This is a genomic window from Nonomuraea sp. CA-141351, assembly GCF_050944675.1.
Lineage (GTDB): Bacteria > Actinomycetota > Actinomycetes > Streptosporangiales > Streptosporangiaceae > Nonomuraea.
Genome location: NZ_CP191982.1, coordinates 9,691,997 through 9,712,502, shown reverse-complemented (window position 1 = coordinate 9,712,502; position 20,506 = coordinate 9,691,997). Strand labels below are relative to the sequence as shown.

General features: G+C 66.5%; 21 protein-coding genes. 10 read left to right on the top strand and 11 right to left on the bottom strand.

What is annotated here, in order from left to right:
• The first annotated feature begins 80 nt into the window (after positions 1-80).
• Positions 81-278: a hypothetical protein gene (locus ACQPWU_RS45525; protein WP_433432029.1), complete on the top strand. Its 198-nt coding sequence runs from the start codon at positions 81-83 to the stop codon at positions 276-278.
• 829 nt (positions 279-1,107) lie between these two features.
• Complete coding sequence (locus ACQPWU_RS45520) at positions 1,108-1,512, top strand: winged helix-turn-helix transcriptional regulator (RefSeq protein ID WP_433432027.1); 405 nt, start codon at positions 1,108-1,110, stop codon at positions 1,510-1,512.
• A gap of 178 nt (positions 1,513-1,690) precedes the next feature.
• Here ACQPWU_RS45520 and ACQPWU_RS45515 read toward each other — a convergent pair whose 3' ends face one another.
• The 3 genes from ACQPWU_RS45515 to ACQPWU_RS45505 form a co-directional block, all read right to left on the bottom strand.
• Entirely contained in the window at positions 1,691-1,807 is a 117-nt protein-coding gene (locus ACQPWU_RS45515; RefSeq protein WP_433445448.1) for a DUF397 domain-containing protein, read from the bottom strand.
• Between the two features lie 61 nt (positions 1,808-1,868).
• Positions 1,869-2,114: a Tn3 family transposase gene (locus ACQPWU_RS45510; protein WP_433432025.1), complete on the bottom strand. Its 246-nt coding sequence runs from the start codon at positions 2,112-2,114 to the stop codon at positions 1,869-1,871.
• A gap of 29 nt (positions 2,115-2,143) precedes the next feature.
• Positions 2,144-2,428 (bottom strand): hypothetical protein, encoded by a 285-nt coding sequence (locus tag ACQPWU_RS45505; RefSeq protein ID WP_433432023.1) that lies wholly within the window; start codon positions 2,426-2,428, stop codon positions 2,144-2,146.
• Between the two features lie 593 nt (positions 2,429-3,021).
• Between ACQPWU_RS45505 and ACQPWU_RS45500 the strand changes: the two genes are divergently transcribed.
• The 8 genes from ACQPWU_RS45500 (at position 3,022) to ACQPWU_RS45465 (ending at position 9,653) form a co-directional block, all read left to right on the top strand.
• On the top strand, positions 3,022-3,834 hold the full coding sequence (locus ACQPWU_RS45500) for a hypothetical protein (RefSeq protein ID WP_433432021.1): 813 nt from the start codon (positions 3,022-3,024) through the stop codon (positions 3,832-3,834).
• Between the two features lie 402 nt (positions 3,835-4,236).
• Positions 4,237-4,566 (top strand): hypothetical protein, encoded by a 330-nt coding sequence (locus tag ACQPWU_RS45495; RefSeq protein WP_433432019.1) that lies wholly within the window; start codon positions 4,237-4,239, stop codon positions 4,564-4,566.
• Entirely contained in the window at positions 4,553-4,978 is a 426-nt protein-coding gene (locus ACQPWU_RS45490) for a hypothetical protein (RefSeq protein ID WP_433432018.1), read from the top strand. Before ACQPWU_RS45495 ends, ACQPWU_RS45490 begins: the two co-directional genes overlap by 14 nt.
• Positions 4,979-4,985: 7 nt before the next feature.
• The gene (locus ACQPWU_RS45485) at positions 4,986-5,279 is read left to right on the top strand and encodes a hypothetical protein (protein WP_433432016.1); all 294 of its coding nucleotides are present in this window, start codon (positions 4,986-4,988) and stop codon (positions 5,277-5,279) included.
• 156 nt (positions 5,280-5,435) lie between these two features.
• The gene (locus ACQPWU_RS45480; RefSeq protein ID WP_433432014.1) at positions 5,436-6,479 is read left to right on the top strand and encodes a DUF4192 domain-containing protein; all 1,044 of its coding nucleotides are present in this window, start codon (positions 5,436-5,438) and stop codon (positions 6,477-6,479) included.
• Between the two features lie 6 nt (positions 6,480-6,485).
• Entirely contained in the window at positions 6,486-7,952 is a 1,467-nt protein-coding gene (locus ACQPWU_RS45475) for an ATP-binding protein (protein WP_433432012.1), read from the top strand.
• Positions 7,953-8,032: 80 nt separating this feature from the next.
• Positions 8,033-9,070 carry a DUF932 domain-containing protein gene (locus ACQPWU_RS45470; RefSeq protein WP_433432011.1) on the top strand — a complete coding sequence of 346 codons (1,038 nt, stop codon included), beginning with the start codon at positions 8,033-8,035 and terminating at the stop codon, positions 9,068-9,070.
• 91 nt (positions 9,071-9,161) lie between these two features.
• Positions 9,162-9,653 (top strand): hypothetical protein, encoded by a 492-nt coding sequence (locus tag ACQPWU_RS45465; protein ID WP_433432009.1) that lies wholly within the window; start codon positions 9,162-9,164, stop codon positions 9,651-9,653.
• 544 nt (positions 9,654-10,197) lie between these two features.
• Here the strand turns inward: ACQPWU_RS45465 and ACQPWU_RS45460 are convergent.
• From ACQPWU_RS45460 to ACQPWU_RS45425, 8 genes are all read right to left on the bottom strand, one after another.
• Entirely contained in the window at positions 10,198-10,896 is a 699-nt protein-coding gene (locus ACQPWU_RS45460; RefSeq protein WP_433432007.1) for a DUF305 domain-containing protein, read from the bottom strand.
• Between the two features lie 242 nt (positions 10,897-11,138).
• Positions 11,139-11,519, bottom strand: coding sequence for a hypothetical protein (locus ACQPWU_RS45455; protein WP_433432005.1), 381 nt, complete (start codon positions 11,517-11,519; stop codon positions 11,139-11,141).
• A gap of 263 nt (positions 11,520-11,782) precedes the next feature.
• The gene (locus ACQPWU_RS45450) at positions 11,783-13,024 is read right to left on the bottom strand and encodes a C40 family peptidase (protein WP_433432003.1); all 1,242 of its coding nucleotides are present in this window, start codon (positions 13,022-13,024) and stop codon (positions 11,783-11,785) included.
• Positions 13,021-13,863 (bottom strand): replication-relaxation family protein, encoded by an 843-nt coding sequence (locus ACQPWU_RS45445; RefSeq protein ID WP_433432001.1) that lies wholly within the window; start codon positions 13,861-13,863, stop codon positions 13,021-13,023. Before ACQPWU_RS45445 ends, ACQPWU_RS45450 begins: the two co-directional genes overlap by 4 nt.
• Positions 13,864-16,182: a type IV secretory system conjugative DNA transfer family protein gene (locus ACQPWU_RS45440; RefSeq protein WP_433431998.1), complete on the bottom strand. Its 2,319-nt coding sequence runs from the start codon at positions 16,180-16,182 to the stop codon at positions 13,864-13,866.
• Positions 16,182-17,930, bottom strand: a complete 1,749-nt coding sequence (locus tag ACQPWU_RS45435) for a VirB4 family type IV secretion system protein (RefSeq protein ID WP_433431997.1) — start codon at positions 17,928-17,930, stop codon at positions 16,182-16,184. Before ACQPWU_RS45435 ends, ACQPWU_RS45440 begins: the two co-directional genes overlap by 1 nt.
• On the bottom strand, positions 17,927-18,865 hold the full coding sequence (locus ACQPWU_RS45430) for a PrgI family protein (RefSeq protein WP_433431995.1): 939 nt from the start codon (positions 18,863-18,865) through the stop codon (positions 17,927-17,929). Before ACQPWU_RS45430 ends, ACQPWU_RS45435 begins: the two co-directional genes overlap by 4 nt.
• Positions 18,862-20,502 carry a conjugal transfer protein TrbL family protein gene (locus tag ACQPWU_RS45425; RefSeq protein ID WP_433431993.1) on the bottom strand — a complete coding sequence of 547 codons (1,641 nt, stop codon included), beginning with the start codon at positions 20,500-20,502 and terminating at the stop codon, positions 18,862-18,864. Before ACQPWU_RS45425 ends, ACQPWU_RS45430 begins: the two co-directional genes overlap by 4 nt.
• Between the last annotated feature and the right edge of the window lie 4 nt (positions 20,503-20,506).

The window sequence follows — 20,506 nt, the reverse complement described above, 5'->3', positions numbered from 1 at the left end:
CAAACACTCACCGAGCCTCAGCGTGGACTTACTGCACGACAAGTGCAGTTGATGCTACACTTGTCCAATATCCTAATTTTATGCAGAAGGAACAAATTGTGCTTCGTGACACTATTGTTCGCGCAGCGATCTTCGGCATTTTCGTTGTGATTTGGGTGGCAACCGGCCATTATACGGAGTTTGTTTGGCCAATTGTGGCTCTCGTGTTTGGGTTGCTTATTATACGTGCGCTGGCCTTCCGCAACAAGGACGCGACAAAGAAGAGAAAGAGCAACTGAATGGCTCTCGCCTCGGGGGTGCCACCGTCCATTGACGGGACTAACCCAAGGCGAGAGCTACGGTGCTGGTGGTTAACTTGCCGCTAGGCCGGAGTCCATCCCTCGTTCTCGCACAGAATGTCCGAGACGGTGGTCCTCGTGTTGTCGGGCCAGTCAACGCGTGCAGTTACCTGAACGCACCATTCCTGATTACCCGAGCGGTTGGGAGTCTGGGCCGCCTGGCTGCAGTAGGTTGTGTCGTAGCAATCCTGGGAAGCCGACTTAACTATCGAGTAGTTGTCGAGAATCTCCACTATGAAGCGGATGTAGTACGGGGTTGAATCGCAGGATACGTTCCCGCCGCCGACGATGAGCCCGTTGGAGTAGTACAACGTATTAGCGTCTGCGGTGCAGACTCGCGCGAGAGCCGAACTCGCACCCTCGGCGCTCGCACCTGAAGGAGTCGCGCCTAGTAGCAGGCCGAGACACGCTAAGAGAGCGATTGCCGTTGTGCGGAATTTCACGATTGTGACCTTTCCTGTTCGTGGAGACATGTGCCGACTAGGATCATTATCTGACTTGACTTTCTTATCAAGAAGGGGCATTGAGGCCACCAAGTGGCATAACTGTCATTCCCCACGCAAGATATGGTGGCGTTACGCGGTGGCGCGGTCCCACGGGGGAAGCCCGGGCGCCTCACATCCAGCCACGGCATAGCACGAACTCTTGGTCCAATCCGGCGAGCGAGGCCGCAAACTGTAACAGGGAGTGATCGCTTGAGTCCGCTGCGCTTGTTGATTCTGGGCTCGAACAGACGTACGTTCTAACAGACATCGAAACAAGAAGTGGTATGACCTTAAAGGGCGACTTTCGGGAGGGTTGGACGAGATTGTTTCACGCCCACACGGCGCAACGGGTAATCAACGCCTTCAGTGGAAAATGGCCCCTAGTTGTCTTGTCGGAGCTGTCAGACGGTCCTCGCTGCCACAATGAATTGGCCCGCGCCTGCGGGCTTGACCATAAGACGCTCGGCCGAGAGTTGAAGCGCCTCGAACACAGTCGCCTAATTCGGCGGGATATACTTACCGACAAACCGGTAAGGGTGTGCTATCAGCTAACCGCACGCGCATTGAGTGCTGCGCCGCTAATCAGCGAGTTGGCTGAGTGTTGGCTGACGCCAGAAGCGTATGATGGTGCTGAGTGGCAAGCTGAATTGATGTTCGAGTCCAGCGATCCCGTTACTCATGTCGATTGACGCGACTGAATAAGGGGGAGTCTATGCGCCTGGTCGGCGCAAAGGCCCCCCCTTTGTGCTTTGTGCTACTAGACGTCCACAATAAGGCCGATAGACAATTCCAGCGAATTATCCGCCACCTTGGCGTGTAGCCTGCAAGACGTTGAAAGGCCGGCTTCTCGGGTGGCGAACCAACGGGTCACGCTGCTTGCAGGGCCAGGTTGTCGAACTCGCCACCCTTCGCACCGGCGACGAATGCACGGAACTCGGACGGTGTGAACGTCAGGACGGGACCGTTTGTCCTGGGCTCGGTGATCTGGACGGCTGGCGCTTGGAGAAGGTGATCGAACTCGCCGGACTTTACGCGGGCGAGATAGTCACGGAACTCGGGAAGTCGCGGTAATCTGCTCGCGCAGCTCCGGCTGCGACAAATACCGCAACAACGTGATCGTCCGGATCGCCCGCCCCAACTCCCGGAAAGCCCGATACAGACGATTCTTGCGCGAGTGGTTACCCAGCCGGCGCAGCAGCGTCACCGACGACAACCGGCTCTCCCGGATGGAGATCGCGGTCCGCAGCAGGTCCGTCCAGGGAGCACTCTCTCGGCCGTTGGGGAACTCCAACCGTCACTGCTCGCCCGAGCAACGGCTGGCTATCGATCGGGGACGATCGGGCGCGGTGTGCTCATCGCAGGGGGATTGTCCCTCGGTCGGCACCGGGTGGGTGGTGTGGAGTGCTTGGCAGCGATTGCCAGGATCGCGCCTGTCAGGGCCGCGGCCGCGGAGGTGCCGAAGGCCGCGGTCCCGTTGCCGGGGCCGGCGCGGTGGCCGGCGATGGCGGTGCCGAGGCCGTAGCCGGTCCACATGAAGGTATTGAGCCAGGCGAAGACCTCAGTGCGGTAACGGACCGGGGCGTGGTCGGCGCGCAGGACCGGCAAGACGGCGTCGCATGGACCGCTACCAGGCCGATGACGGCGATCAACCCGGCGACGTCCTCGGCCGCCGGAGCCGACGGAGCAATCAGCGACCGCAAAACCGTGGAGATGGAGGCGTCCAGTGATTTTGCCTGCGGTGCTGCGGTCGTGAGCTCGCAGACGGACATCCATTCGGAACCGCTATCTCCTTCGCCATTCGAATGGCCGATGGCCAGCCAATGGGCAGCCGATTTAGATCGGCCACGTCTGCTCGGGTGTTATCCCTGGTCAGGCGCTGCTGCTATGGCCAGTCGCTGACGCGACTGTATGGCGGACCCGCCATGTCGTAGGTGGCGGCGGCCGGGAATTATTGTTTGTTGCCCATTTGAATTGGCAGCTTGGTTTATGGCGATTTGCCATTTGTATCTGTTAATGGTTTTTCGGACTGGTCGTCTTCATGTCTTTTGCGCGATTTGGCGGAGTGCTGGTGTGACCTGCGAAGATGTCGTAAAGAATTGATGTCGGATATTGATTCGATCTACATTTGGCGATTCAATTGAACTGACCAAAGAAAGGTGTGGAGCGCGTCGCGCATCACATGAGATCGGGAGCTTAACATGGCGAAGGGAATCCTCGGCAAGCAAGTCCCTGCAAACGTCCCTGGCGAAACTCTATCGGCGGAGGACATGGCGCGCGTGACGCCCGAAGACTGGACGGAGCTTCGGAAGCTCGCGCGGGGCTACTGCCGTACTGTAGACAGCACGCGTTCCCGAAAGCGTATGGATGGAAGCGCCACCATCGTCAAGGGCGGACATGCCCCGTACGGCACCGACGACGTATCAGACGACGTCACGCAAGACGCCGTACTCATGTTCGCTCAGCGCCTGCGCGACATCATCGCAAAGTGTCGAACGGCACCCCAGAGTACGACCGCCATCCCTGCATGGGTCTACGTCCGGCGGGACGGTTCGGAGATGATCATTACGCGCACCACCCTCAAGCGGTGGGCAGTGCGCGATGCCGCCGCCCGTAACGGCTACCGGATCGATACGCCTCCAGACGAGATCGACGCCATTCCGGGGGCCCAGATCATGCGCGGGTTGCCGCATGCGGAGAACATCACCCGTGCGGCCGTGGCGTACTGTGCCGCTCAGAACAGCGCGACCATATTCCGCATCGCGTTCGGCGACGGCGGCGATTTTCCGATCATTGCTGACGCCATGGACATGGCGTCACGCGCCGACGACTTGGGGCGTGCGGGCATCTTCAGCACGATCGCGCAAGCCCGGTACGGGGGCGCGTACGGCTCCCGCCGGAACGTAATCCGAGTACGAGACGCGGCACGAGCTGAGTGGCGGGAACTGGCTGAACGTCTCGACGACGCCAGAGACGCCCTGGTGTACGCGGGCACGGAAGCGACGCCAGACTGACCTTAACCGATAAAAGGGCCCCAGAAGGGTACTCTGGGGCCCTTTTCCTTGTCGCCGGCCGTTCGTGCGATGGATTCGGATAGAAGAAGTCCGGAAGGCGCGGACGGTTGATAGGACTTATCGACCGTATTTAAGTAGGCACGCGATCGCGCCCATGTGGCGATGTGTCGGCTTGGCCTTCCGGCGAGTCGTAGTAGAGATTCAGAATGGTGGACGGTCGGGACGTTGTGGTGCCCGTATTTAAGTGGGAGCCAATACTCCTGGCGTAGCAAAGGGACTTAGCGTGAGGGCCGTTCTCCTGACCTTGCCACGTCAACTTTCTCTTCTTTCTCGTTGTTCTCCGTCCGGGCGGTACGGCAGGCCCGTTCGGACGGTTTCGCATGCCGGTGAGGAGGTCCGTCCATGGACGTTGCCCCTGCCGAGGAGTTGTTCGTCGTGGTGCTGTGCCCGCGGCTCGCGCCGATGGCGCACGGGCCGAGGTGTTCCTTCCGGCATCTGTTCCTGCCGCCCGAGCCTGGCAGGGAGGGGGATTGGAGCGGCACGGTCACCGATCTTGATCAGGTCCGGGAGCGCTTCCCCGGTGTGCTGTTTCACACGTGCCTGTGGGACGCGCTGCAGTACGGCATCCGCCGGGCCAACGCGATTGCGGCGGGCCTGGAACCAACACCCTCGCCCCCGCCTGTGGAGGGCAAGCGTCGACCGCGAGGAGGTCACCCCTATGGCCGTGCTTGACGGCATCACCCTGCCCGTACGCTGGCGGATCACTTCCCGGCTGCTGGCCGGATGGCCGATCGATGCCGATCATCTCCTCGAACTGTGGCCGCACGGCCGCACCTGCGACGGGCGGATCCGGTGGCTGTATCGGCTCTCGCACCGCAATCGGACGATCTTCTCCGACACCGACATCAGCTCACCAGTCGGCACCGTGCTGTCCACCCACACGCTGATCTCCTCCGCGACTGCGGTGCTCAGCTATCTGACGCTGCGCCCGGGAGACACCGACGCCGACTATTTCGACGCCTACACGCCCGCGCAGATCGCCTGGCGCGATCGCTTCGCCGAGGAGCTGTCGCTACATGCGCTGGAGGACGTCTGCGGCTACTGCGGCGACGGGCATGCCTCGCCCGGCTGCGAGACGAGGTGAGCTCCCCGTGCCGCGCGTCTCCAGCCGGTCTCGCTTCCCTGGTCTACGCCTGGCTCAGCGCGCCGCGTTCACCACCCGCGGCGGGCTGTCGGCGGTGTGCTCGCCCCCGGCCGAGACCGGACGGCTCCCAGCCGAATGGGTGGAGCGCTACCGATCTGACCAGTCGCGCATCGTGTACGTGGTGCTGTCGTATGCCACCCCGATCGCCTGGGTCTGCGACGACGGCGAGGTGATCATCCCTGAGGGCCGGTACTCCCTGATCACGACCCGCCACCAGCGGCTATGCCGCACTTGGCTCTGAACCTCGCCAGCGCGAAGCAACCGAGCAGAGCCGTACCGACACCAATCAATCCGCCTCGCCGCCATGTCAGCGCGCCGTACAGCCCTGTCCCCGGGTTGTGCGGCGCGCTTCATCGTTTCCCGCTCTCTGGTCCGACCTTCTTGGAGGTGTCCTGTCGTGACCGAAACCGTACGCCTGTCGCACCCCACCGACTACCTCGCCATCGTGCCCTACCTGCTGGGCTTCCATCCGACGCTGAGCCTGGTCATCCTCGCCTTTCACGATCAAGCTCTGGTCAACACGATGCGCCACGACCTCCCCGACTGCCCGCACGAGGCTCGTGACCTCATCGCCACCAGTCTGAACATCCTGGCCCGCCATCACGCCGACGAGGTTGCCGTGATCGGCTACGGTCCAGCTGGCCAGCTCATCCCGCTGCTGGAGGATGTACGAGAGGCGCTCTCGTCTGCCGAGGTCCGGATCAGGCAACTGCTGCGCTGTGCGGATGGCCGCTACTGGCACCACCTGGACGCCCGCCCGGACGAGGGCACCCCGTACGATCTCACGATCAACCCGGCCGCCGCGGGGGCGGTCGTGGCGGGCCTGTGCGCATTGCCGGATCGCGAGGCCTTCGCCGCCACTCTGGCCCCAGCAGGCGGCCCGGATCGCCAAGCCGTGCGAGAGGCCACCCGCGCTGCCCGAGAGCACGCCGCCGCACTGCTGGACAGCGCCCCGCCTCGATATTGGTACGACGAAGGGCTGCGCCGGGTGCGTGAGGCGTTCGCGCGCAGCGCCGCCGATGAGCCGCTCAGCGCGGAGGAGGTGGCCTGGCTGGGGGTGCTGCTCACCTCCATCGTGGTCCGCGACAGGGCGATGACGCTGCTGGGCCACTACACCGCGGCGGCCCACATCGCCCTGTGGGGTGAGCTGACCCGCCGGGCCGAGCCCGGCTACGTCGCCGCCCCTGCCACGCTGCTGGCCTTTGCCGCCTACAGCAGCGGCGCGGGCACCCTGGCCCGCATCGCCCTCGACCGCGCGCTGGCGGATAACCCGCGCTACAGCATGGCCGCCTTGCTGGACTGGGCCCTTAGCCACGCCGCGCCGCCGTCGCTGATCCACGACATGCACATCGCCGATCAGGCCGACGTGATCGAAGCCCAGGTCGAGCGCTGCCCAAAGGCGGTGCCGCCGCGGCTGCCCGAGCCAGTCGAGGGGCGGTGACCGGTCATGGCATTCGCCGCAACGTCGTCCGCCGTCGTGATCGGCCTGTCCGGGCACCTGGTCCGCATCGAGGCCCGCCTATCGGCAGGCCAGGGTGGCTTCCAGCTGGCGGGCCTGCCTGACGGCACGGCGGCCGCGGTCCGGGACCGGGTCCGCGCCGCCATCCTCAACAGCGGCCTCGCCTGGCCGGACCAACAGGTCACCGTCACCGTGCTGCCATCCGGCATACCCGCCTACGGCTCCAGCCTGGACCTCGCGATCGCGGTGGCCATCCTGGCCGCCGACGGCACGATCCCCACGGAGCGGCTGACGAACACCGCGTTCCTTGGCGAGCTGGGCCTGGACGGCAGCATCCGGCAGGTCGGTGGTCTGTCCTGCGCCGTCCAGGCTCTGGTCACCTCCGGCATTCGCAGCGTCGCCATCCCGCTCGGCAACGCCAGCGAAGACAACACGCGCTGCGCGGTCATCGCGGCCGAGTCGCTGACTGAACTGGTCGACCGGCTCAACAGCGGCGCACTGGCCACCGTGACCAACCCGCCGGAGGCGGGGCAGGTGCTGTCGCTTGATTTGGCCGACCTGCCGGGGAACCACGCCGCGCGCCATGCCTTGGAGGTCTGCGCGGCTGGTGGGCATCACCTGCTGCTGATCGGGGACGGCCCGGCCACGATGCTGGCCGAACGCCTGCCCGGCATCCTGCCCCAGCTCGATGACGCCGACTTGGCTGAGGTCACTGAGATCTACGCGCTGACCGAAACCCCGCGCCATAGTCGTCGGCCGCCGCTGTGCGCACCGCACTACACCGACACCGCCGCCGCGATCTTCGGCCGCCGCGCCACCGGCCGACTCCGCCCCGGAGCCGTGTCACTCGCGCACGCGGGCGTGCTGTTCCTCGACCAGGCCCCGGAATACGCCCGCAGCATCCTGGACGGTCTGCGCCATCCCCTGGACACCGGCGAGATCATCCTCGCCGACTGGGACGGCATCCCCCGGCTGCCCGCCCGCTTCCAACTCCTACTGGCCAGCTCACCCTGCGCCTGTGGCGGCGCCAGTTCGTGTCGATGCGGTCCAGTGGAGCGGCACCGCTACCTCCACCGGCTCACCGGACTGCGCGACCGGATCGAGATCACCGCACCCATCGAACCCCTCGATCGGAACGCCGCATCGGGGGGACCGAGCAGCGCCGTGGCTGACCGGGTGGCCGCCGCCCGCGCCCGTACCGCCCACCGGCTGGCCGGAACCCCGTGGCGGACCAACGCCCAGGTCTCGGCCTGGGAGCTGCGCACCAGCTACCGCCTCGACCCCGACGCCCTCGACCCGCTCGAAAGCCGGCTACGCGCCGGAGCGTTGACTCCCAGCACCTTGACCCGGATGCTGCGCCTGGCCTGGACCCTGGCCGACCTGCGCGCCGCCCCCCGCCCTACCCGAGACGACACCCAGCTCGCCCTGCGCCTCTGGCACGGCGAGCCCGCCTGACCCACACCAATCGCCGCCCCGGGCCGCCCACCAGCGCCCGGGGCGCCTTCGGCATGCCCGAAACACAAACGGAGGTCTTCATGTCCCGCGAAAGCCTGACCTGGCTGAACCAGAACACGCTCATCGGGTTCACCGCCAAGCGCGGCACCGCCTGGCACTACCGCGCCAGCCACCAGGGTGACGAACCCAACCACTACCCCGGCCCCATCCCCGTCGCCGACGTCAAACGCCGCCTCTTCCACTGGCAGCCGGTTGAAGGCACCGTAGAGACCAGCTACCTGACCGAGGACGGCGTCACACGGCTGACTGACCCCACCCGTAAGACGATCATCCGCCCCGACACCGGTCAGATCCTGGGGATCTTCAAACAGGGCTTCCAAATCCACGAATACAACCGTTGGCTCGTCGATCACATCGAAACGATCCTGGACGATGACCTGGCCATCGGCTCGGCCGGCCTTCTCCGCGGCGGCGCGCTGGCCTGGGTCCAGGTCGAGCTGCCCGACACCTGCACCACTCCAGAGGGCGTCGCCTTCCGCCCGTTCCTGTCGGCAGCCACTTCCCTGGACGGTTCCCTGTCCTCGACTTACCAGACCGGCGCCCAACTGATCGTCTGCGACAACACCCTGTCCGCAGCCCTGGCCTCCGCCAACGCCAGGCGCGTGAAGATCCGGCACTCCCGCAGGAGCCTGGCCCGCATCGTCGACGTCCGCGACGCCCTCGGGATCATCCACCAGGCCGCGGATAACTTCGCCGCCGAAGTGCAGCAGCTCTGCCGGGTCGAGGTGTCCAACAGCCACTGGCGCGCCTTCCTGGACCAGCATGTTCCTCTCCCGCAGGAGCGCGAGAGAGGCCGTACCCTGGCCGAAACCAAGCGCCTGGCCCTGACCCGCCTCTGGACGCAGGACGAACGCGTCGCCCCCTGGCACGGCACCGCCTTCGGCGTCCTGCAGACCGTCAACACCTACACCCACCACGGCCAGATCGTCCGCGGAGCCGTACGCGCCGAACGCAACATGCACCGCATGATCACCGGCGACGTCGACGACCTCGACCTGACCACCGTGCAAACCCTGGAGAAAGTGCTCAACCGCTCCATCCTGGGCAAAGCCGCCTGACGCCTAGCCACAGTGCGTGGCGCCGCGACCGGCGCCACGCACCACCCGGGTCGTGACAGGATCTGGAGGACTGCGGGGTTCGGAGGACGCGATGAACGACGAGACGGCCACGTTGCTCTTCAACGTCGTCGAGCGCCTCGAAAAGAACATCATCGCCCGCCAATGCCCCGCGATCGCCGCGCTCCAGGGGGAGCGCCTGCTTCTGCTCAGCGACTACGACTACCTCCAGGATCGGCAGACAGCTGTCGCGTTCGAAACACGAGCAGCAGACAAGGCACGCGAGATCGGCGCCACCCGCTGGGTCCTGGCTGTTCCACAAGTGTGGATTTTCAAGCCACCAAGCACGATCGCGCTGCGGGCCATCTCGAACCATCCGCTCCGTGCGGGTGAGCAGGAGGCGATCACCTGGATGAGCCTCGATCAAGTGGACGGTGTTGACTACGGTCGGGTGGCCTTTGCTCGCCGGCCCAACGGGGAACCCGTCTTCGAAGAGCCAGAGCTCTTCGACGTTGGCATCCGCCCGCGTGAGGCGATGCCGGGACATACGCTCCTACAGGCGTTTCTGAGAGACGACCGCCCTTAGCCGCGAGGGCCGCCCCGGAGGGACGGCCCTCTGACCATCTTCAACTCTCTGACCAAAGAAAGGTTGAGATCGGTCACCGCCAGCGTACGCTCTGACCGCGGACGATGCTGGTGAGAACGGTGCCGACTTCGGGCTCAGGTCACCCAGACAGTGCACACCTCGGCTCTCCAGCTGCTGCCCCTCAAAGCCCCGACGAGCTGGAAAAGCGCCTGGCCGCCAAGGGGGAGCACGACCCGATGCTTACCCGTGTCGATGGCCGCATGGTCGGCGAGTCAGGCTAGGAACATTCGGACCCTGGAGCGGTAGGCGCGGCGTCTCGGCCGACAGCGGCGCGCACTCCAGCGCGGCGGCGTACCTGCTCAGAACGGTGTCGTAGGCGGGCGGGAGCCGAGTGGGGCGGGCTCCGGGACGACGCTTCGTAATCTCGGAAGTCACACCTGGGGGTGTACTGCCGAGATGACGTAAATCTCGGAAGTCACGGGAGTGTGTTTGCCGGGCGGGCGCGCCGGTCGTCCGCCCGGATGGTGCGTGTTGGGGCGCGCCTTCACCAGCCCATCATTCCGCCGGGCATCCAGGGTGAGCCCGGTCCCCACGATGCCGACGGTGTGGAGCCGTCCGGCCATCCCCCTGGGCCCCATGGGCCGCACGGCATCCGCCAACCGGTACCGAACCAGTCGGCCAGGTAGCGCTGCATCTGGAGCATCTCGGTGTGCTGGCCATCGCGCACCGTCCGGGCGAAGTCGGCGATCTCGGGGTGCTGGATGCGCCCATGCATGAGCAGTTGCTGCGACATCATCACCGCCACCATGTGATGCGGAATCATGTCCTGCAGGAACGTCCCATCCAGTGCGTCGCCCGACAGCTTGGAAAGATCGCTCATCATCGGCCGGTAGCCCGGGGCCGGCCGGCCCGGGTACCACTTGGCCAGCCAGCTTTGCATGGTGGCGATCTCGGCGGTCTGTGTCTTGTCGATGGAGGCCCCCAGGGCGCGCATCTCGGCTCGGCCGGAGCGCTGCAGCTGGCGGGCTGCTTGGACCGCCTCTTGGTGGTGGGCCACCATCTCGGCCAGATAGTCGGCCTCGTCGTTGACCACAATCGGGCGCATGGAGGCCATCGGCCAGCGGGGCTGCTGCCATGTGGCGGCGGTAGCGGTGGGTTCCGGTCGGCGGTCAGCGGTGGCGAGGGCGGTCCCACTGACTGCCGTGGCGGTGGCCACCGCTGCGGCTGTTATCGCCGCGCTCATGGAGCGTTTCATGTCAATCCCTCCGCTCCCTGGAGCAGGTATCTGTTCCACCCTGCTCCCTGCCTGCTTTCCGCGCCCAGGGCCGTTAGGCCTGCTCAGCCGGTGTCAATGGTCCTTGCCCGGGCGCGGCGGAGGTGGCTGTGGGGATTACGGTGCGCAGCTTGCCGCCGGCGCTGTGCCGCGGCGGCTCGCTCGCGCGCTCGATGTAGACATGGTCGAGGCCGTGCCGGGCCAGCAGTCCCTCATGCGGATCTGGACCGTGTGCCACAGCGTGCCGGGGTCGGTGCCGGGTACGCCCTGCAGCCGGACGCGCAGCACAGCGGTTCGGTTTGGACGATCTGGAACAGTTCCAGGCCGGGCACCGCCTTCAGGAGCGTGGCCAGCGGCAGCGGGGCGAGGGCGACAGGCCCGCCACCGGGGAGGGGGAAGGTGAGGGGATCGGCGGCGCGGCCTTGGACTCGCAGGGCCGGGCCGGGGTTGCCGCATGGGCAGGCGTCCGGGCGGAGGAGGACGGCGTCACCGAGGTCGTAGCGCAGGATCGGCTGGACGTGGTTGGCCAGGTTGGTCAGCAGCACGGTGTGGGACGGCTGCCCGGGCGGCATCGGCCGGTACTGGGCGTCCACGGGTTCGAGGATCGCCCAATCGGCGTTGAGGTGCAGCCAGCCGTGTTCGCAAGCAAGGCCGGATCGCTCACCTCAGCCGGGAGCCCGCGGTACAGGTGGCGGTAGTAGGGCGAGCGGGTGCGCGAGTACCGGACAAGTTCGGCCAGGCGGGCCTGCTGCCGGGCGGCCATTCGCCTGTCCTTCAAAAACACCACGCCGCTGTCTTTTCCAGGGGAGATTCACCACGTAGTGGTCGGACAAGCCACAGAGGCGTGAATTGGCAGTCATCCTGGCCGTACGGCGCCGATGTAGCCTCGCCGGGCGATGGGATCGATACGGACGACGGCGCCGGTATATGGCGCATTCACCATCTCGGTGTTGCTTATTGCAAGACCGACATGATCGGGGCCCGAACGAGAGGGATCGGTCTCGTAGAAGACCAGATCTCCCGGCTGAATCTGTGAGTGAGGAATCTTGGAGCCGGCGTTGATCTGCTGGTAGGTGGTGCTGCCGATGCGGATCCCGGCCTTGCTCCAGGCATATTCGGTCAGGCCGCTGCAGTCGAACCCCTTGGTGCCGGCGCCGCGGCCGATGCCGTAGCTGGGGCCGTCCGGACCTCCTCCACCCCATGAGTAGGGGATGCCACGTTGGGCCAGGGCGGCGCTTGCGGCCACGGCGCCACGAGGGGAACCGGCGACGATGGTGAGCCCGGCGCATAGCTGCCCTGCGGTGGTGTTGACGATGCCCTCGGCCTGCTTACGCAGATCGGCAGGGTCCATGCTCGTGGCGCCATATTTCCGCTGCAGACCGGACATGACGTCCAACACCACCGCTTCTCGAGGAATGCCGAGTCCGGCGGCAGCCTCGATGCTGCTTTGTACCCGTGCCCGTTCCTGAGTCGTCAGTCCGAGGTTCTTCGCGATGTCGCCTGCCGGCGTAGGTTTCGCGGACCAGAGAGCGGCCACGAGTCGTTTTGCAACCGGCTCGTGCTTAGCATATTCGCCGCGAAGGTCCTCTCTCGGCCGCTGCACGATCGCGGCGGCTTTCGTCAACGGCATGTCCTTCCAGCCACGCACCTGAACCAGCCGCTCATAGAAGGTGCGAGCGGCGTGGTTCGGTGTCGTGACTTGTTCGCGAGTTCCCCAGCCTGCTGAGGGTTTCTGCTGGAACAGACCCAGGGACTCCCCGTGGTCGCCGACGGCGGCGTTGTCAAGGTGGCTTTCTTGCAGAGCCGTAGCGAGTGCGATTTCCGCGGCTCGCCGGGGAAGCTTGAGCTTGATGGCGATCTCCACGATGACCTTGGCGTTGGCCATCTGTGTCGAAGACAATCCTCGGCTTGATCCCTTGTTTTCGCGGGCAGGGGATTCGGAGGCGTAGCCGCATACAACGCTGGCCGTCTTGGCCTTGTCTGATGAGCTGGCGGCGTATTGGGCGCCGCCAGTGATGCCGGCGAGCACCACCACGCCGGAGACGAGTCCGCCGCCGATCGCGATGGCCTTGGCCACTACTCCCGTCTCGATGATCAACCTGGAACCTCCGTCGCTACCAGGCCGAGGTGCTGCCAGTGGCTTGCCAGCTCGATCAAGCGCAGCCGGATGTCCTGCCGGTCGTGCGGCAGCCAGCGCTCGCCTCGGATGTCGCCGACAGCCGTTGCGGCGGGCACCCCAAGTTGCGCGGCCCGGAGCTGGAGTCTGCTGTGGAGGGACTTCTCGCGGCGGGGCGTACTGGTGAGGAACAGGACCGGTGTGACGATCCTGGTGGCGGTCGAGAGGGCGGCATAGCCGGACAACTTGGCGATGACCCGGTCCAGCGTCTCGGTCCCGGTGTCGTATTCGAGGAAGAAGTCCAGCGTGAGGCGGTTCTCCCGCCAGCGGCCGTACGCGTCGGGGCGGACGTGTTTGCCCCAGGTGGCGGCGCAGCGGGTTTCGGTCCACCAGGTGTCCAGGGAACAGCCGGTCGTCCTGCGGGCGGTGCCGTACAAGGTGGCGAAGACCTGGTTGACCCCGACCGTGTGGGCCAGGCGTTGGCTGTACGCGATGGACAGGGCTCTGTCGCGTCGGTAGCCGAAGGCGGCCATGTCGATGCCGTCCTCCTGAGCGAGCACGGTGGCGCCGGATTCGCCGAGGACGTAGTGCCAGGGTGCGGAGCCAGTCGGGGGCCTGGGGCGGAAGCGGTCCAGGACTCCGAGATGATGCAGGGCGATGAGGCGGTGGCGGGCGGTGGAGGGGTGCTCGAAGCAGAGTTGGAAGAGCTGGTGGGAGGTCAGGACCTTGTGGGTCCAGACCAGGCGAAGCAGGTGGCGGTCGCGGTTGGTCAGTTTGGTGGCCAGGGAGGCGAGGACGCCGGGGGTGTAGCGCTCGTTCATTCATGTTCTCCTTCGAGGGTCGTCTTCGGGTGGGGGAGAGGTGGTGGCGGGGACGCGGCCATGGGCTTGGGAGGCGGCGGCGCGGATCCGTGCTGCGAGGTCGGGGTTGGGTTCGGGGAGGGGGCGGGTTCGCAGGGTGAAGGGCGGTGCTTCTGCGGAGCGGACGACCAGGCGGGCGGCGGCTTGGAAGGCGTCCAGGCTGGCCAGGTCGTGGGCGGTCAAGTGGGGGGTGAAGTGGCGTTCGACCTCGCGGGCGTCATCCGGCGAGAGGGAGAAGTAGATCTTGTTGCGGGCGTCGGAGCTGATCGCCTGGCGCAGTCTGGCCGGCAGCTGGGCGAGGTGCTGGTGCGCAAGCACCATCGACAGCCGGTAGGCGCGGGCTTCGGCGAGCATGTCGGACAGGGCGTGGGGAAGGTTGAGGAAGTTCTGGGTCTCGTCCACGTACAGAGCGGCGGGTGCGCGGGACTTGCCGAGGCGCGCCCGTTTGGAGGCGGCCTGCCAGACCTGGGCCAGCAGCAAGGAGCCCAGTAGCCGGGCGGTGTCGTCACCGAGGACGCCCTTGGGGAGGCGGGCCAGCAGGATGCCGCCGTCCAGGACGTCGCCGACGTCGAAGGTGGATTGCTCGTTGCCGAGGATGTCGCGGACGAACGGGCGGAGCATGAAGGCACGGAGTTTGTTCATAATTGGAGCGGTGACGTGGGCTTGGGCTGGCTCCGACAGGTGCTCGTACCAGTGCCAGAAGCCCAGCAGGAAGCCGTCGTTCAGGCGCTCGACCAACTGGCGGCGGTACGGCGGGTCGGTGAGCAGTGCAGGGATGTCGGCGAGTGTCCCGTCGTTGTGTGCCAGGGTGAGGGCGCAACCGCGCAGGATGTCGTCGGTTCGCGGCCCCCAATAGTCGGCGTAGATCTTGTGGAAGATGCCGACGAGGTTGTCCACGCACGTCTCTCGGTCCGTGCCGGATAGGACGTTGAGGGCGGGCCGGGAGTGCCGGTCGTCCGGGTCGATCAAGACGACTCGGTTTCCGGCGTTCTCGGGGATGAGCCCGAGCAGATCGGTGACCAGGTCGCCTTTGGCCTCGATGACGGCCACACCGTGACCGGCTTCAATGTCTGAGAGGATCATCTGCGCCAGTAGCGTCGACTTGCCGGTGCCGTTCGGCCCGAGGACGTGGACGTGGTGGCAGGAGTCGTGCACCCGGAGCGCGACGGGCCGTTCGTGGCCCGCGTCGGAGAATCCGAGGACCTTGCCACTGCGGGAGATCTGAGGAGTGGGCGCGACCGTGTTGGCCCGGGCCCGGCGGAGGCCGGGCACTGCGATGTCCAGGGGCAGGTGTGCGAGTGCGGCCAGCTCGGGGATCGACACCAGGAATCCGCGGCCGAGACGCCGGGACGCCAGCCACCGAGCGGGCAGCAGCAGTCGGTGCCGTTCGAGCCTGTTGTATCCGGAGAACAGGGCAAAGGCTGACGCTATGGCGTGTGCGCGTCCCTGGATCGCGCCGGCGCGGGCCTCGCCACATCCGTCAGCCTGTACGGCGTAACGGATGGCTATTTCATAGCGCGGGCGATGGGCCTTGTCGCGGATGGCACGTGCCTCGGCTGCTTCCTCGAGCCGGATCGCATGGTCCTTTGGACCTGTGTGGCCGGTAGGGACAGGGGCGACCAGGTCGAGCGCGGCTCGTACCAACCGGATAGGGCCACTGTTGAGGAAGTGGGCGAGACGGTGCCCAGTGGCCGGGCGGGCCAGGACCTGAACCACCGCATGCTGCCAGGGAGGCATGCCCACTGCGGCACCGACCAGCGCGCGGAGCGGGTCGCGGTCATGGTTGTGGCGCAGTGGCAGTCGCTCGCTGCGGGCGATCATGAAACGTCCACCGGTTGCCAACCCGGTGAGCGGCACAGGGGGAGAGGCTGTCTGTACGGCAGTGCGCGCCGATGGCCAGGCTGCTTCGATCGCGTGCTCAACAAGGTACTGAGGGAGGACACCGGGCACCCAGAGCCGGATCCGCACTCCGTCGGCCCCGAAGACGTACTCGAAGGCCAGGTGCGGTTGGCCGAACAGCAGCCGCTTCCATGCCGGGCGCAGCAGGCCGACCAGGTTGCCCCAGAGTGCCTCGGCTCCGGGCATGTCGGCGATCGGCGGGGCGAGGATCTCCACGCACCGCGCATTCTTGGCGAGATGGCGGTGGCGGAGCCGTACGAGCAGGAATCTGAGCGTGATGAAGCCGACTTGAGCGGCCAGGGTGAGGGCGGCGAGTTGCCGGAGATGTGCGGTCAGCCAGTCCAGGTACGGGTCCGGGTTGGTGAGGAGGTCGTAGAGCATCAGAGTTCGTCCTCCTCGTATGCGGAGATCTCCTGAGGAGACGAGGTCACGAGACGGTGCTCCTGTTCGCTCGCCAGCACTTGGAAGGCCACCCGAGCAGCTCCTGAATCGGCAGCCAGAAGCCCGAACCCTCGGTCCGCGGACAACAGCAGTTGGCGCTCACCGTCAGAGAGGCGGAAGGCCTCGGCGACTGCCTCGATGGCCTGGGGTGCCTGGCGGAGCAGGATCTGTGTGGTGGAGTTGGCGATGATCGCCTGGCCGAGGTCGGAGCTGAGCAGGTCCCCGGCGTCCTGGGTGACCACGGAGAGGCCGGCCCAGTGCTTACGTGCTGCCTTGGCCATCCGGAGCAGGAACTTGGCGCCCTCCGGGTCCTTCATCAGCAGCCACGCCTCGTCGACCACGATCAGGCGAGGGCGCCGGTTGTGCGGGTCGGAGACGCGCCTCCAGACCGCGTCCAGAGTGAGGAGCGTACCTACGGCTTTGAGCTCTTCTGGGAGATCTCTGAGGGAGAAGACGATCAGATGGGAGTCGGGACGGGTGGTGGTGTGGCCGTCGAAGAGCTGGCGGTGGCTGCCCGTCACGTATGGGGCGAGGCCGGCGGCGACCTCCTTGGCCTTGGGATCGGGGTCCTTGGCCAGCACCGTGGCGAGGTCGCGCATGAGCGGTGGGCGGCGCTTCCAGGTGCGCTGGTCGAAGGTGATGCCAGCTTGCTTGTACGCGGCGATGATGGCGCGGTCGAGTGCGGCCTTGGCGGCCTTGTCGAGCGGGCCGCCGAGCATGACCGCGATCAGCGTGTGCAGGAACAGCGATCGTCGTGTGAGCGGGTCCTCGCCGCGTTGGACGCGCGGCGGCAGGTCGAAGGGATTGAGCCGGACCTTCGGCGCGCCCAGATGGAGGTAGGCACCGCCGACCGCGCTGCACAGCCGGGCGTACTCGTCCTCGGGGTCGATGACCGCGACCTCGACGCCGCGGTAGAGGGACCGCAAGGCCTCCAGCTTGGCGAGGTAGGACTTCCCGGCTCCGCTGCTGGCGATGATCGTGGAGTTGTGGTTGGGCTGGGCGAAGCGGTCCCAGGCGACTAAGGAGGCGCTTGCGGCGTTCGCGCCGTACAGGACCGTGGTGGGGCCCAGCTCGGCGGTCAGGTCGGGTGAGGTGAAGGGGAAGGCCGCCGCGAGAGCAGGTGTGTCGAAGGTACGGAGCATGGCCAGGTTGTCGTAGGCCAGCGGCAGGCTCGACACCCAGCCTTGGAGCTGCCGGAAGGCGACCTGCCGGGCGTCCAGCAGGAGCGAGGCGGCCAGTGCGCGGACCTGGGCGCAGGCGTCGTCGAGCTCCTCCTGCGTGGCGGCGTGCACAGTGAGATAGATCGAGGCACGGAACAGCTTGGCCTGGCCACGGGCGATCCGGGAAGCCAGGTCCTGGGCATCCTCCGCGGCCGCTTCCGCGCCCGGGTCCAGCAGCCGGCCGTGTTGCTGGTCGCTGCGCAGGCCGGACTCCAGCCGGGCGAGTTGCTTGCGGAGCCGATCGGAGGCCACCAAGGAAGGGACGGGGTCGACGTGGAGGGAGACGTCGAGGCGGCCGGGGTAAGTGAGCAGGGGTTCCAGCCAGCCGGGGGCAACTTCACGCGGATATCCGGTGACGGCGAAGGTGGCGCACACGCCATCGCCGATCCGCAGATTGCGGGGTTGAACCTCGACGGATTCGGGGCCGAACCCCGTCGGTGCGGGGCTCTGGCGCCGGAGAAGTCTCACCAGCGCTCTCCTTTCGTGATGACCTCGCCGGGCTGGGCGAGATCGGTGTCGACGAGGGGCGGGGCGGTGGGGTCGAAGCAGGACATCAGCAGGGCGTGTGTGGCCGGGCCGTCCAGCAGGCGGACCGTGAGCCCGCACGCGGACAGCACCCGAGAGGCCTCGTCGAGGCGGCGCAGGGCACGGGCCGCCGCTGCGTCGTGGCCGTTGGCGCCGACGGACGGTTCGCGGATGATCAGCAGGACCTGGCGGCGCAGAAGGTCGTGACGTGCCGAGATGTTCGCGAGGAAGGCCGCGTGCTCGCGCGCGGCGGCGGTCAGCGCAGTATGGGGCAGTCGGCGGGCGTTGTCTTCCAGTTCAGTGATGGTTTGAGTGAGGTCGACACGTTCCGCGCGGACCAGGATCTGCGCAGGCCCCGACAAGGAGTTGAGCCACCGGCCGAACACCGCCACGAGCACGTCCTGCTCGTCCGGGGTGCGGAGGGCGAAGCTGACCGTGGAGACCTCGGCGATGGCCACGACTCCGTCCGCACCGAGATCGACCAGACCGTTGACGGATACGCCACGCGCTGGGATGCGAAGTTGCGCTGGTCGCGGGCCGGGGCGGACGGCCATCCAGGCAGGCGCGGCGGGGACGTCCTCGGGGGTGGAGACCAGAAGCTTGGGAGAGCGCTGGTGACGGACCGCTGCCAGGAGGTACCGGTCCAGGGAGACGCCGTCACGCCTGCCGACGGCCAGTACGATCCCGAGGACCACGACCGGCAGAGCTGCCGCGGTGAAGACCACGAGCGAGACCTGATCCCCGAGAGCGAGGTAGGTGACATAGAGGAGGGCGCCGGTGCCACCGAGAATGACGACCTGGCGGGCTGTGAAGTTGGCAAGGATCTTGTCTTCTTGCTCGACGTCGGCAGGGATACGGACCGGCTGCACCCAGCTCATCGCTTTTCACCGCCTTTGCGTCGGCCGCGTGGCGGCGTACGGCGGGATCGGCCGGGGTTTTCCGGCCATTCGGGAGTGCCAGGGATGGGAGCGTCAGGCCGGACGATGGGATTGACGTTCCGCGCCGGGATGGGCGGTGGTTCGATCGCTCTCCTGGGAGGCGGAGGTGAAGTCGTTCCCTGGGCGCGAAGCCGATACATCTGAGCCAGCCCTGCCGGGCCGTTGGCGTAGTAGACCTCGCGCGGGTAGCCGTACACCGGCGTGTTGCGGGGGATCGGCTCCGACGGTTTCGGCGTGGGTCGATATTTGCCCTGAACGCCGGGAGCCGTGGGGGCATGTTTGATCGGCGCGGGCAACCAGTCCGAGGCACTGACCGGGCGTCGCGCGCCCACCGGCGCATGCTTGACCGGTCCCGGCCCGCCGTGCGCCGCTGCGGCAGCGGTTGCGGCAGTGGTGGCAGCCGCACCGGCAGGACCACCGGCAACGGCAGGCAGCACCTTGCCGACCAGCGTGGAGGCCACCACTCCCTTGGCGGCAGCGGAAGGCTTGCCACTGCGTCTGCCCCTGCCGAGGTGAAGGGCGTTCAGGACGGGTGAGGTGAACTTGTACGCCAGGGCGTACTTGAAGATCCGGACGATCGTGCTGTTGCTGCTACCGACTTGGGCAAAGATGCGGCGCGAGATCCAGCCGGGTATCCGGACGAGGATGAGCAGCAAGCAGAGGGCGAGCATCAGGTTGATGAGTTGCCCGGTTGGAGCCACGCCGAGGAGCAGGCGGCCGTCTTGGTTGAAGAAGATCCGTACGGCCAGGACCAACGTGAGCGATTGGGCGATCTGGATGATCAGCAACCCGGCGAACGCGCGCCACCAGAAGCGCGCGAAGCCGTCGGTGTGCGGCAATGCGTGGCATGCCAGTGCGAGTGGAGCTGCGACGACGAGGAGGATCACCAGGGCGGCGCGCTTGATGAAGGTGATCAATAGCAGGATGAGGAGGATGATGCCGACTAGGGCGAGCAGGTTGTAGAAGATCGACATAGTGCTGCTCGGGAGGAGCATCGATCGCAGGGTGGTCGCGGCCCGCTGCCGGTCGAAGTCCTGGCCGAGGATCGTTTGTGAGAGGGCATCGGCCAACTCGATGGCCTTGCCGCAGACGAGGAAGCTCGTGTTTGTCGCGAGGAAGGCTATGGCGAGCCGCGGCAGGACCTCCTTGGCTGCGTACCGCGTCTGGACGGTCTCGTATCCCATGGCGGTAATCGCGCCGATGGTGAGGAGGAGAACGAAGGAGGCGTTGGCAATTGCCGCAGTCGCCTTCCACAGGTCAAACACGCGGCTGTCTCCGGAGATGTTCGGCGTGGCAAGGAGCGTGGCCGCCAGCAATTCGAGGAGCGGCTGGATGGACATGGCCACGAGCTCGGCGAACCAGTGATTGATCTGGCCGACGATCCAATCGCCGAAGTTGAGGCCGAGACCACCAGGCTCTGGCATCGCAGGAAACGGCAGGCTGCCCGTGCCCGCAGTGGGGGTGGGGGTTGGCGTCGGAGAGGCAGTGGCAGCCGACGCGATCGTGTGGAGCGTTGCCGCTGCGGTAACGGCAATGACTGCCGTCCGCCGACTGAAAGGCGTCAGGATTTGCGGCATCGTG